Origin of the sequence: Micromonospora sp. NPDC005291 (assembly GCF_040607415.1) — a bacterium.
Classification (GTDB): domain Bacteria; phylum Actinomycetota; class Actinomycetes; order Mycobacteriales; family Micromonosporaceae; genus Micromonospora.
On the sequence record NZ_JBEXGR010000009.1, the window covers coordinates 154,362 to 166,796 of the forward strand.

Sequence of the window (12,435 nt, forward strand, 5' to 3'; positions counted from 1 at the left end):
GATCGACGCGCGGGGGAGGGCGCGCGGGAGGGTGCGCGGGGGAGGGTGCGCGGGGGAGGGTGCGCGGGAGGGCGCGGGGGAGGGGAGGGGCGGTCAGGGTAGTGGGCAGGCTTCCCGCCAGGCGTCGAGCGTGCGGTCCTTGCGGATGGACGCGAAGCCGTAGCCGACGGTGGTCACACAGAAGTCGTCGGTCGAGCCTACGTACTCGACATGGAAGACCGGCTTGCCCGCGTCGGCGAACGGCAGCAGCTTGGCGCACTGCCTTAGCCGGACACACTCCTCGTTGACCGCGAAGTCGAAGTCCGGGGCCAGCGCGGCGAGCTGCGGCACGTCGTTGACCAGCCCGGGGGAGAGGCTCAGCGAACGGGCCAACTCGGCCAGGCGGCGGTTGAACAGCAGTTGGTCGTCGAAGTCGAGCGGAAAACCGGTGCGAGACGCGTACCCGTCGGCGTCGGCGAGTGCCACCGCGCCGAAGCCCTTGCCCCGGCAGAGCCGGAACCGGTCGGCCAGCACCGGCTCGAGCGCGTGCCAGCCCCGGACGTCCAACCACCGGCTGTCGGGCCGACGCCCGGCTGAGCCCCGTACGACGTTCGGGAACCGGCTCACGTCCGGGTCGGCGGAACGGACCGACCCGACGTGCACCTGGCAGATCAGTCGGCGGTCCCGGGAGCGGAGCTCGGCGGTCTGCGCGGCGGTGGTTGCCACCGGGTCGAGCAGGAAGACATCCGCGTCCACCGCCGGATCGAGCGGGCCGCTGAGCTGCCACTGCCACTGCCAGTGGCGAGCCTGCGTGGCCGGCCACGGTGTGGGCGCGCCGGGCGGGGTCAGCTCGACGCGACACCCGTACGCCGGCACCACCAGGACGAGTGCGACGCCGGCTGTCAGGATGCGGCGTAGTGGGCGTACGGCGGCGCGTCGCCGCGGCCGGATCCGCATCGGCAGCTCCCGGGTCGCGGGCGGCCCGTCGCCGCCCTCACCGGTACGCCGTCGCCCCCACGCTCCGGCCCGACGTACCTCACCGGGTCAAACGAGCGCGGGGGCGTGAACGACGCGCGGTCAGCGCGGCGCTGCGAAGACCTGCGTCCAGTACGGTCCGTTGCTGCTGGCGATGCCGACGCCGATCTCGGTGAACGCGCAGTTCAGGATGTTGGCCCGGTGGCCGGAGCTGTTCATCCAGGCGTCCATCACCGCAGCCGGGGTCTTCTGGTTCCAGGCCACGTTCTCGCCGTACGTGCGCCAGGCGTAGCCGACACGGTCCAGCCGGACGCCGCTGTCACTGCCGTCGCTGCCGGTGTGCGACATCTTCTGGTGGTCGGCCTGATCCTGGCTGTGCCGCTGTGCCGCGGTCATCAGCTTGCTGTCGATGCTCAACGCCTTGCAGCCGGCCTTGGTCCGCTCGGCGTTGACCAGGTTCACCACCTCGCGGGCCTGGGCGCTGACGGTGCCGCTGGAGCCCGAGCCGGTGGTGGTGGTACTCGGCGCGCTGGTGCGCGGGACGCTGCGTCGCGACGCGGCGGTGGTCCGCGACGCCGCCGGGGTGGGCTTGACGACCCTGCTCGGCGACGGGCTCGGCTGCGCCGAACTGGGTGTGGCTGACGGGGAGGGTGCGGCGAGGGTGTCGAGGGCGGGCTCCTCGGTCGGCACCGCCGGCGCGGCGTAGGTGTCGTCGACGGCCGTCGGCTGACTGGCCCGGTCGTCACCGCCGGGCAGCGCGAGCGCGCCGACGCCGAAGCTCACCACGAGGGTTGCCGCCGCGGCGGCGCCGCCGATCATGAGTGGCCGGCGCCAGCGGCGCGGGGAGCGGTGCCGCCCGTCGCCCGGCTGACCGGTCGCGGCGGCATCGGTGCGCCAGCCGTCGGTCGTCTCCGCGTCAACGTCGGTACGCCAGCCGCCGGTGGTCGCCGGGTCGACGGGACGCCAGCTGCCGGTGGTGTCCTCGACCGGGCGGTTGTTGCCCCAGTTGCCGGTCTCGCCATCCGGCCGGTGGGCCGGCCACGCGGCGGTCTGGGCGTCGGGTGACCCGGCGGGGGGCGCCAGCTCCGGCTGCCAACCGGAGGTGGGCTGCTCCCGGTGCCCCTCGTCGACGGGCTGGTCGGTGTCGTCGCCGAACAGGTAGGACGAGCGGGGCTCCGGGCGGTCCCTCAGCCAGTCCGGCTCGTCGGTCGGCCGGCCAGCGCGCCGGGGTGCGCCGTTCGGGTCCATCGGGTCGGTCCAGCCGTACACGCCTGTGCCTCCAAGGGGTCGATTGTTGGCCGGGCTGACGCTACGGTCCGGCCGTCGACTCCGGCAACGTGGCTAAGGAAGAGTTAAGGGGAGGTCTGACGTCTGAGGGAGTACTTTCGAGATTCTGGGCGTACAGTAAAGGTGTCCGGACAGAGCGTGTCCGTGCCCTTGCGGCAACCCCCCGACAAGTGGACAGGTCGACGTAGAGATGATCTACGGCCTGCGAGAACTTGACGAAGGAGGGGTTTGCGGCTCAATATATAGGTGTCGCCAGTCGCGCCCGGTCATGCCCAGATACAGCCTGGAATGACAGCCGCGTACAAATTGGGCGCGCGTTGGCCGGCCTTTCCGGCAGCGCATATCAAGGAGTCAGCATGGCGAAGGCCCTCTACGGCCACGTAGGTGCAGCGCCCGACCGGCGTCTGCTCGACGAGGTCACCCGACTGCGTGCCAGGGTTCAGGCACTGGAGTTCGAGATCACGCGTCTGCGTGCCGACAATGATCGGCTCGCGGCGGCTGCGGCGGAGGCGGACGATCTGCTCCGTCTGGCCGAGCCGGCGCTGACCTGATCTCCCCGTCGAAAAACTGAATCGCACCATTGCAAAAATGCGCGCCGACACCTCTGTGCCGGCGCGCAACGCTGTCCGGCTCCTTTCGTCGCCGACGATTTACGATCTTGCGGTCGGTCGCGCTGGAACCGTGCCTGAGGTTTCCGGAAAGCGGGTCGGCGGATAAGCCGATCATGAACGGCCCTTGTCTTTATCGCGACCGCCGGAACAACAGCGCGGTCGCGTGCCGCGCCTTCGACGCACGCGGCCCGGGGCGGGTCGCGTGCCGGCCCGCTCCCTCCACCGGGTTAGTCTGCGAGTTCACCCAGGTCCCCACAGCCGGCGACGGTACGGCGGCCACCGGACGAGGATCGAGAAGGTGTATCTCAAGAGCCTGACGGTGAAGGGGTTCAAATCCTTCGCCTCCGCCACGACGTTGAAGCTGGAGCCCGGGATCACCTGCGTGGTGGGCCCGAACGGCTCCGGCAAGTCCAACGTCGTCGACGCCATCGCCTGGGTCCTCGGCGAGCAGGGCGCCAAGGCTCTCCGCGGCGGCAAGATGGAGGACGTCATCTTCGCCGGCACCGCCGGCCGGGCGCCGCTGGGTCGCGCCGAGGTCACCCTCACCATCGACAACACCGACGGCGCGCTGCCCATCGAGTACACCGAGGTCTCCATCACCCGCCGGATGTTTCGCTCCGGCGAGAGCGAGTACGAGATCAACGGCAACTCCTGCCGGCTGCTCGACATCCAGGAGCTGCTGTCCGACTCCGGCATCGGCCGGGAGATGCACATCATCGTCGGGCAGGGCCGACTCGACGGCATGCTGCACGCCAAGCCGGAGGACCGCCGGGCGTTCATCGAGGAGGCCGCCGGCGTCCTCAAGCACCGCAAGCGCAAGGAAAAGGCCCTGCGCAAGCTCGACGCGATGCAGATCAACCTCAACCGCCTCACCGACCTGACCGCCGAGCTGCGCCGCCAGCTCAAGCCGCTGGGCCGGCAGGCGGAGGTGGCCCGACGCGCCGCCGCCATCCAGGCCAACCTGCGCGACGCCCGGCTGCGCCTGCTCGCCGACGACCTGGCCACGCTGCGGACCACCCTCGACCGGGAGATCGCCGACGAGACGGCGCTGCGGGATCGGCGCGAGCAGTTTGAGAGCGAGCACGCCGAGGTGCAGGGCCGTCTCGGCGAGCTGGAGGCCGCGCTGGCCGAGGACGCTCCACTGCTCGCCGCCGCCCAGGACACCTGGTACAAGCTGTCCGCACTGCAGGAACGCTTCCGCTCGATCGAGCAGTTGGCCCGGGAGCGGCTGCGTCACCTCAGCGCCAGCGGCGACGACGAGCGGCCCGGCCGCGACCCGGACCAGCTGGAAGCCGAGGCGGAACGCGTCCGCGAGCAGGAGGAGGAGCTGCGCGCGGCGCTCACCGACGATCAGGTCCGGCTGGCCGAGGCGGTCGAGCACCGCCAGGAACTGGAGCGGCAGCTCGCCGGCGCCGAGCGGGAGCTGGTCGCCGCAGCCAAGGCCATCGCTGACCGCCGGGAGGGGATGGCCCGGCTCACCGGTCAGGTCAACTCGGCCCGGGCCCGGACCACCAGCGCCGGCGAGGAGATCGAACGGCTCGCCGTCGCGCACGCCGACGCGCTGGGCCGCGCCGAGCAGGCGCAGGCCGACCTTGACGCGGTCGCCGCCCAGTCCACCGAGGCCGACCGGGACAACGCGGACCTGGACGCCCGGCATGCCGAGGCGGTCGCCGTACAGGAGCGGGCGCAGGCCACCGTTCGATCGCTGGCCGACACCGAGCGGGCAGCGGAGAAGGATGCCGCCAGCTGGAAGGCCCGGGAGGAGGCGCTGGCACTGGGTCTGCGGCGCAAGGACGGCGCGGGGGCGCTGCTCGCCCGCGCCGGCGACGTGCCGGGCCTGCTGGGCAGCCTCGCCGGGCTGCTCACCGTCGCACCGGGCCACGAGGCCGCGCTGGCCGCTGCGCTCGGCGGCCTCGCCGACGCGGTCGCCGTGAGCGGGGTGGACGAGGCCGTCGAGGCGATGCGGCTGCTGAAGATCTCCGACGCCGGCCGGGCCGGCCTGCTGGTCGGCAGCCCGGCGGGGCCCGGCATGACCGGCTCCGCCGACGCGCTGCGCCCGAAGCTGCCCGACGACGCCCGGTGGGCCCCCGACCTGGTGGAGTGCAGCGCCGAGCTGCGTCCAGCGGTGCACCGGGCGCTGCGGGACGTGGCGCTCGTCGACGATCTCGCCGCCGCCGCCGAGGTGGTCGCCAGCAACCCCGAGCTGCGGGCGGTCACCCCGGACGGCGACGTGGTCGGGGCGTACGCGGCGGCTGGCGGGTCGGCCAAGGCCCCCAGCTACATCGAGGTGCAGGCGGCCGTCGAGGAGGCCCGCACCAACCGGCTCACCGCCGAGCGTGCTGGCGCGGAACTGCGTGACCAGCTCGTCGAGGCGCGCGCCGAGGTGGCCGCCGCCAAGGAAGCCGTGCAGCACGCCGCCGCGGAGAAGCGTGAGGCGGAGAGCCACCGTAACGCCGCTGCCCGCCGGCTGGCCGAGTTGGGCGCGGCGGCCCGCTCCGCGAAGGCGGAGACCGACCGCCTCGGCGAATCCCGGGCCCGCGCTGAGGCGGCCCGGCAGCGGGACCTCACCACGCTCGACGAGTTGGAGGAGCGGCTGCGGCTGGCCGAGGAGACCCCGGTCGACGCCGAGCCCTCCGCCGAGGAGCGGGACCAGCTCGCCGCCATGGTGCCGCAGGCCCGGCAGAACGAGATGGAGGTCCGGCTCGCAGTGCGTACCGCCGAGGAGCGTGTCTCCTCGATCGCAGGCCGGGCCGACTCACTGACCCGGCAGGCCACCGCGGAGCGGGCCGCCCGGGAACGCGCCGCGGCCCGGCGGGCCGCGCGCACCCGGGGCGCGGCCATCGCCCGGGCCGTCGCCGGCGGCGCTCGGGAGGCGCTCACCCGGCTCACCACCTCGATCGCGACGGCCGAGGAGCACCGCGACGCGGTCGCGCTGGAACGCGCCGCCCGCGAGGCCGAGCTCCAGGAGGTACGCGGGGCAGCCAAGCGACTCGGCGCGGAGTTGGAGCGGCTGACCAGCCAGGTGCACCGCGACGAGGTCGCCCGAGCGGAGCAACGGTTGCGCATCGAGCAACTGGAGGCGAAGGCTGCCGAGGACTTCGGTCTGGACGTGGAGACCCTGGTCGCCGAGTACGGCCCCACTCAGCCCGTCCCACCGACCCAGGTCGACGTCGCGACGGCGGAACGCGACGGCCTGCCGGTGCCCGAACCGGTCCGCTACGAACGGCCGGTGCAGGAGAAACGGGCCGCAAAGGCGGAACGGGAACTGACCCTGCTCGGCAAGGTCAACCCGCTCGCGCTGGAAGAGTTCGCCGCGCTGGAGGAGCGCTACAAGTTCCTCTCCGAGCAGTTGGAGGACCTCAAGGCCACCCGTCGTGACCTGCTCACCGTGGTCAAGGACGTGGACGAGCGGATCCTGGAGGTCTTCGCCAGCGCATTCGAGGACACCGCGCGTGAGTTCGAGCAGGTGTTCACCGTGCTCTTCCCCGGCGGCGAGGGTCGGCTGATCCTCACCGACCCCGACGACCTGCTCACCACCGGCGTCGAGGTGGAAGCCCGCCCGCCGGGCAAGAAGATCAAGCGGCTGTCCCTGCTCTCCGGTGGCGAGCGATCGTTGACCTCGGTGGCCATGCTGGTCGCGATCTTCCGCGCCCGGCCCAGCCCGTTCTACATCATGGACGAGGTGGAGGCGGCCCTCGACGACGTGAACCTGGGCCGGCTGATCATGCTGCTGGCACAGTTGCGGGAGAAGAGTCAGCTGATCGTCATCACGCACCAGAAGCGGACGATGGAGATCGCCGACGCGCTCTACGGAGTGACCATGCGCAGTGGGGTCACCCAGGTGATCAGCCAACGGCTCAACCGGGCCGACGAGGACGACCAGCGGCACGGCCGCGGCGAGGAGAACGGGTAGTGGCTCGGGAACGCGCGACGGCGCTCCTGCTGGACTTCGACGGCGTACTGCGCCGGTGGGATCCGGCGGTGCCCGCCGGTGTCGAGCGGGAGTACGGCCTGTCCGAGGGGGTGCTCGGCGAGATCGCCATGCAGTGGGGCCGACTCCAGCCGGTGCTCACCGGGCAGGTCAGCCACGCCGACTGGATGTCCAGCGTGGCGGACGCGTTGACCGAGCCGGCCGGCGGCCCGGACCGGGCCCGGGCGGCGGTGGAGCAGTGGCAGCGCTACCGGGGTGAGGTGGACACCGAGGTGCTCGACTTCGTCCGGGAGGTACGCGCCGCCGGGATCAGGGTTGGGCTGGGCACCAACGCCACCGACGTGCTCGACGCCGACCTGGCCGCGCTCGGGCTGGCCGACGAGCTGGACGTGGTGGTCAACTCCTCGGCGGTCGGCGTACACAAGCCCGCCCCGGAGTACTTCCAGGCTGCCTGCGTGGCGCTGAGAACCCTGCCGGCCAAGGTGCTCTTCGTCGACGATGAGGACTGGGCGGTGCGGGGCGCCCGGTCCGCAGGGCTGTCGGCGCACCGCTGGGGCGGCCACGGCGACCTCCGCTACCTGCGGGCGGCCCTGGACTACTGAGCCCGCCGTCAGTCGCCCGTGACGCCGTCGATCCGCTCGCGGATCAGATCGGCGTGCCCGTTGTGCCGGGCGTACTCCTCGATCATGTGCACGTACGCCCAGCGCAGGCTGAAGGTGCGGTTTCCGTCGCTGCGGGTCAGCTGGAACGTCTCGTCCAGGGATCGTCCCGCGGTCGCGGCCCGTGCCGCTTCGACCTCGCCCCGGAAGGTGGCGAAGGCGGCCTCCGGGTCGGCGTCGGCGGCGGCGTGGAAGTCGGCGTCGTTGTCGGTGTCGTAGTCGAACAGGTCGGGCAGGACCTCGCCCGCGAAGCGCTGGCGGAACCAGGACCGCTCCACGTCGGTCATGTGCAGGACCAGCCCGAGCAGGCTCAGGCTGGACGGCTCGACGCTCGCCGTGCGCAACTGCTCGGCGGTCAGGCCGGCGCACTTCTGCAGCAGGGTCTCGCGGTGATAGTCGAGCCAGCCCTCGAGCATGGTGCGCTCGTCACCGACGAGGGGCTCGGGTGTCCGGTCGATCTCCGGTGCTCTCCATGTCGTCATCGGGTCATCCTGTGGCCCGGGTACGACAGTCGCGACCGGATTTCAGGGCACCACGACGACGGGCCAGCGGCCGGTGCGGACCAGGCGGGTGGCGACCGAGCCGACCAGCCGGTGACCGGCCTGCTCGGAAGCGCCCACGACCACCATGTCGGCCTGGAACTCGTCGGCCGCCGCACACAGTTCGCCGTATGCGTCGCCGCGCCGGTTGAGGAAGGTCACCCGCAGGCCCAGCTCCTCAGCCCCGCGCCGGCACTCCCGACGCAGCTCGTCGGCCAACTCGTCGTGGGTGCGCTGGACCGCGCCGGCGTCCATTCCGGGAACCAGGGCGGTCAGCCCGCTCGCCGAGCTGACGAAGACCACCACCAGGGCGGCGCCCTGCCGGCGGGCCAGGCCCGCGGCGTAGGAGCCGGCCCGCTCGGAGGTTCGGGTGCCGTCGACGCCGACCATGATCACCCGAGGGCCGTCCGTGCCGCGCTCGAAGGGTAACGGTCGGGTCCGGGGGCCGTACTCCTCGCGGTCCGGTGCTCCCACACTCATGGCTCTACCTCACCTCTGCTCGCCGGTACGGACCACCGCTGCGCCAGCGCCGGCAGCGACGGTCGATTCCCGCTCGACCTCGTCGGAAACCGGATTGCTGTTGTGCTGCCGCAGCGGCACCTCCTTGATGAAGCTCACCGCGATCAGCGCGATCAACGCGAAGGGGGCGGCGGCCAGGAAGATGTCGCCGGCGCCGTGACCGTACGCGCTCTCCACCACTGTCCGGATCGGGCCGGGCAGGGTGTGCACGTCGGGCAGGACGCCACCGCTGCCCGAGCCGGACGCGGGGATGCCGAGCCGGGCCAGGCCCTCTGACGTGTAGCCGGTGACCTTGTGGGCGAGCACAGCGCCGAGCGCGGAGACGCCGATCGCGCCGCCCAGGCTGCGGAAGAACGCCACCACCGAGCTGGCCGCGCCGAGCTCGTGCGTGCTGACGGTGTTCTGCACGGCGAGGACCAGGTTCTGCATGGTCATGCCCAGGCCGATGCCGACCAGCGCCATGTAGACGCTGAGCAGGGTGAAGCTGGTGTCGGCCCGGAGCGTGCCCATCAGCGCGAAGCCGATGGTGAGCAATGCCGTACCGACCACCAGGAACCGCTTCCAGCGGCCGGTCTTGGTGATGATTCGACCGCTCAGCGTGGAGGAGACCAGCAGACCGAGGATCATCGGCAGGGTCATGAGGCCGGACATGGTCGGGCTCTGCCCGCGGCTGATCTGGAAGTACTGGCCGAGGAAGACCGAGGCGCCGAACATTCCGACGCCGACCGCGATGCTGGCGACGACGGCCAGGGTGATGGTGCGGTTGCGGAACAGGCGCGGCGGGATCATCGGCTCGGAGGCCCGGGTCTCCACCCGGATCGCCAGCGCGCCGAGCGCCAGGGCGCCGATCACCATGACCACGGACTGCCAGGAACCCCAGTCGAACTGGTTACCCGCGAGCGAGACCCAGATCAGCAGCAACGAGACGGCCGCGGTGATCAGGGTGGCGCCCCACCAGTCGATCTGCGCCTTCCGCTTGACCACGGGCAGGTGCAGGGTCTTCTGGAGCACGACCAGCGCGGCGATGGCGAAGGGCACGCCGACGTAGAAGCACCAGCGCCAGCCGAGCCACGAGGTGTCGACGATCACACCGCCGATCAGCGGGCCGCCGATGGTGCCGACGGCCATCACGGCGCCGAGATAGCCGCTGTAGCGGCCCCGCTCGCGCGGCGCGATCATCGTCGCCATGATCACCTGGGCCAGTGCGGTGAGGCCGCCGGCGCCGATGCCCTGGAGCACCCGGCAGGCGATCAGTTCAGTGGTGCCCTGCGCGGCACCGGCCAGCACCGAGCCCAGTACGTAGATTCCCAGGGAGAGTTGGACCAGCATCTTCTTGCTGGTCAGGTCGGCGAGCTTGCCCCAGATGGGGGTGGTCGCGGTGGTCGCGAGCAGGGCCGAGGTGACCACCCAGGTGTACGCGGACTGGCCGCCGTGCAGTTCCGTGATGATCCTCGGCAGCGCGTTCGAGACGACCGTGGAGGAGAGGATCGCGACGAACATGCCCAGCAGCAGGCCGGAGAGTGCCTCCAGGATCTGCCGGTGGGTCATGTCGACGCCGGTCGCCCGGGTGGGCGCTGTCGCCTGGCTCATCGTTGCTGCCTCCGAGGGGAGTCGAGGATGGTTTGGTTGCCTCAAGCAACAACTTGTCGAAGGGGAGGATCATTCCGTCTCGGCGGGGGTCATTTCCGGGTGTCGTTGAACCGGCCGAGAAGCCGGGCGAACTCCTCGACGTCCCGGGTCGGCCAGTCGTTCAGAGTGCGCAGGAACTCGCCCACCCGGGCGGACCGGGCGGCATCGAACCGGCGCTGGCCCTCCTCGGTGAACCTGATCTGCGCGGCCCGCCGATCGCTCGGATCGGGGTCGCGGCGGACCAGGCCGAGCGCCTCCAACCCGTTGATCTGCCGGCTCAGCGTCCCCTTGCCCACCCCGAGTCGCGCCGCCAACTCCGTCAACCGGATCGACCCACTCCGGCGCAGCCAGAGCAGCAGCCCGTAGGTGTTCGGTTCGAGGTTCGGGTGCACCTCCCGGCCGATCTCCCAGGAAACCGCCCGACCACGTCGCAGCAGGGCGGTCAGTTCGTGCTCGACCGCCCGGATCGGCTCCGGCAGGTGCTCGTCCACGGGCTCAGACTACGGCCGGGTCGGTTCAGCCGTCGCGGGAGAGCCGGCGGCTCATCACCGGGCGTAGGTGGCCGTCCTTCGTGGTGCCCTCGATGGTCACGTCGGCCCCGCGCCCCTGGTGGGTCAGGGTGGCGACCGCGTTGCCGAAGTAGGGGCCGGCCAGCTTGCGCCAGCGCACCCCCGGTCGCCGCACACCCGCCGAGCGGGCCAGCGCCCGGGTGGCACCCGCCGGGCCGGGCGACCAGCCCAGCCGCATCAGCGGACGGATGCCGGCCGGCACCTGGTTGTGAATCGGCGAACAGGTGAGCTGATGCACAGGGGTGACCACTGCCGGGTCGGCGAACCGGGCCCGGGCCACGTACGAGTGGTGCACGTCCCCGGAGAGCACGCTGATGGACGCCGGTGGGGCGTACGCCGGACCGGCGCCGACCCGCGCACCGGACTGCCCCGGGGTGCCGGTGCCGATCCGGGCGAAGGTCTCCGCGAGCGCCTCGAAGGAACGCCGGAACGCCGCCCAGTGCTCCAGGTCCAGTGCGCGGCGCAGCTTCTCCGCCCCGCGTGCGACCCAGGGTCGGCGCGAGTCGGCCAGCTTCTCGTTCCACGCCTCGATGTGATGGATGCCCTGCGGCAGCAGCCAGGGCAGCGAGGCACCGACCACCAGGTGGTCGTAGACCCCGTGCGCCTGGTCGAGGAACCAGGACCACTCGCCGGGCGGCAGCATGGCCCGACTGCCCCCATCGAGCACCCGGCTGCACCGGTTGTCCAGCATGACCAGCCGGGTCCGGCCCAGGTCCAGTGCGTAGCTCCACTGGTACTGCACCGCACGCCAGCGTTCGGTGTCGTGCGCCAGGTCCGACTCCTGGTCGACCCGGTGCCCGAACTCGCGCAGCACGCTGGTGGCGTCCTCGGCGGCGGCGACCTTGCTGAAGACCGGGTCGGCGGCGATCTCGTCGGGGGAGAGGTTGCCCAGGTGCTGGTAGACCCAGTACGAGGCGAGCCCGCTGCCGATCCGCTCCTGCCACCACGGCTGTTCGCGCACCTCCGCGCGCCACGCCGCGGAGGTGTTCCAGTCGTCGATGATCTCGTGGTCGTCGAAGATCATCACGCTGGGCACGGTGGAGAGCAGCCAGCGGATCTCCGGATCACGCCAGGACTCCAGGTAGAGCTTGGTGTACTCGTCGAAACTGACCACCTGGTCGGCCGGGGCACCCTTTGGCCGCCGCCTGCGTCGACGCAGCAGCCGGCGCACCGTGGGCGAGGTCACATCGGCGTAGACCTGGTCACCGAGCAACACCAGCAGGTCAGGCAGTGCGTTCGACTCCGGGTCGGCCATCAACCGCCGGGCGTACGCGTCCAGCGCGTCCGGCGGCAGCTTTCGGGTGGTGGCGTGCTGGGTGGTCTCCCGGCACGAGCCGAAGATCAGGGTGACCGGCTGGTCCCGGTCGTCGGCGGCCCGGGTGCGGATCACGCTGGGCGGGAAGCCGCTGCTCGGCACCGGCCAGACCATCTCGTCGTCGACCAGCACCTCGTAGGTGGTCTCGCTGTCCGGAGTGAGCCCCTCCACCACCACGAGGGCGTAGTGGTGGTCGTACGCCGAGAAGGTGGGTGCGGTGCCGGTGGCGCCGCTGGCGGTGCGGACGGTGACCACGGCGGGTGCGGCCGTCTCGACCCAGATGGTCGCCCGGGTGTCCACCACTCGCCGCAGGAGTGGGCCGATGAGCAGGTGTGCGGCGGGCATGCGGCCGAGCCTACCGCCGGTTCCTGGCACCGGCCGGGTGCGGTGGCTGGGACGCCGCCGCCCGCATCTGACAGGAT

Annotated in this window: 10 protein-coding genes; 3 read left to right on the plus strand and 7 right to left on the minus strand. The window is 71.8% G+C overall.

Going from position 1 to position 12,435, the window contains the following annotated elements:
* Positions 1-93: 93 nt before the first annotated feature.
* Positions 94-936: an endo alpha-1,4 polygalactosaminidase gene (locus tag ABZT18_RS15380; RefSeq protein ID WP_354997486.1), complete on the minus strand. Its 843-nt coding sequence runs from the start codon at positions 934-936 to the stop codon at positions 94-96.
* A 120-nt stretch (positions 937-1,056) separates the two neighbouring features.
* Complete coding sequence (locus tag ABZT18_RS15385) at positions 1,057-2,223, minus strand: CAP domain-containing protein (RefSeq protein ID WP_354997487.1); 1,167 nt, start codon at positions 2,221-2,223, stop codon at positions 1,057-1,059.
* A 374-nt stretch (positions 2,224-2,597) separates the two neighbouring features.
* Here ABZT18_RS15385 and ABZT18_RS15390 point away from each other — a divergent pair, with 374 nt between their 5' ends.
* The 3 genes from ABZT18_RS15390 to ABZT18_RS15400 all read left to right on the plus strand — a co-directional run bounded on the left by ABZT18_RS15390 (position 2,598) and on the right by ABZT18_RS15400 (position 7,385).
* Complete coding sequence (locus ABZT18_RS15390) at positions 2,598-2,792, plus strand: hypothetical protein (protein ID WP_007456482.1); 195 nt, start codon at positions 2,598-2,600, stop codon at positions 2,790-2,792.
* A gap of 358 nt (positions 2,793-3,150) precedes the next feature.
* Positions 3,151-6,765 (plus strand): chromosome segregation protein SMC, encoded by a 3,615-nt coding sequence (gene smc, locus ABZT18_RS15395; RefSeq protein ID WP_354997488.1) that lies wholly within the window; start codon positions 3,151-3,153, stop codon positions 6,763-6,765.
* On the plus strand, positions 6,765-7,385 hold the full coding sequence (locus ABZT18_RS15400; RefSeq protein WP_354997489.1) for an HAD-IA family hydrolase: 621 nt from the start codon (positions 6,765-6,767) through the stop codon (positions 7,383-7,385). The genes smc and ABZT18_RS15400 overlap by 1 nt, the downstream gene beginning before the upstream one ends.
* An 8-nt stretch (positions 7,386-7,393) precedes the next feature.
* On the opposite strand, the gene ABZT18_RS15405 is transcribed toward ABZT18_RS15400, so the two are convergent.
* The 5 genes from ABZT18_RS15405 to ABZT18_RS15425 all read right to left on the minus strand — a co-directional run bounded on the left by ABZT18_RS15405 (position 7,394) and on the right by ABZT18_RS15425 (position 12,358).
* Entirely contained in the window at positions 7,394-7,924 is a 531-nt protein-coding gene (locus tag ABZT18_RS15405; protein ID WP_354997490.1) for a DinB family protein, read from the minus strand.
* 42 nt (positions 7,925-7,966) lie between these two features.
* Positions 7,967-8,461 carry a universal stress protein gene (locus ABZT18_RS15410; RefSeq protein ID WP_354997491.1) on the minus strand — a complete coding sequence of 165 codons (495 nt, stop codon included), beginning with the start codon at positions 8,459-8,461 and terminating at the stop codon, positions 7,967-7,969.
* 9 nt (positions 8,462-8,470) lie between these two features.
* Positions 8,471-10,090, minus strand: coding sequence for an MDR family MFS transporter (locus ABZT18_RS15415; protein WP_354997492.1), 1,620 nt, complete (start codon positions 10,088-10,090; stop codon positions 8,471-8,473).
* Between the two features lie 89 nt (positions 10,091-10,179).
* Positions 10,180-10,620 (minus strand): MarR family transcriptional regulator, encoded by a 441-nt coding sequence (locus tag ABZT18_RS15420; RefSeq protein ID WP_354997493.1) that lies wholly within the window; start codon positions 10,618-10,620, stop codon positions 10,180-10,182.
* 25 nt (positions 10,621-10,645) lie between these two features.
* The gene (locus ABZT18_RS15425; RefSeq protein ID WP_354997494.1) at positions 10,646-12,358 is read right to left on the minus strand and encodes an alkaline phosphatase D family protein; all 1,713 of its coding nucleotides are present in this window, start codon (positions 12,356-12,358) and stop codon (positions 10,646-10,648) included.
* Positions 12,359-12,435: the final 77 nt, after the last annotated feature.

Bases quoted from the DNA above. Each gene is read 5' to 3' on its own strand.
- ABZT18_RS15380 (WP_354997486.1), bottom strand. From the start codon at position 936: ATGCGGATCCGGCCGCGGCGACGCGCCGCCGTACGCCCACTACGCCGC.
- ABZT18_RS15390 (WP_007456482.1), top strand. From the start codon at position 2,598: ATGGCGAAGGCCCTCTACGGCCACGTAGGTGCAGCGCCCGACCGGCGT.
- ABZT18_RS15405 (WP_354997490.1), bottom strand. From the start codon at position 7,924: ATGACGACATGGAGAGCACCGGAGATCGACCGGACACCCGAGCCCCTC.
- ABZT18_RS15410 (WP_354997491.1), bottom strand. From the start codon at position 8,461: ATGAGTGTGGGAGCACCGGACCGCGAGGAGTACGGCCCCCGGACCCGA.
- ABZT18_RS15415 (WP_354997492.1), bottom strand. From the start codon at position 10,090: ATGAGCCAGGCGACAGCGCCCACCCGGGCGACCGGCGTCGACATGACC.
- ABZT18_RS15425 (WP_354997494.1), bottom strand. From the start codon at position 12,358: ATGCCCGCCGCACACCTGCTCATCGGCCCACTCCTGCGGCGAGTGGTG.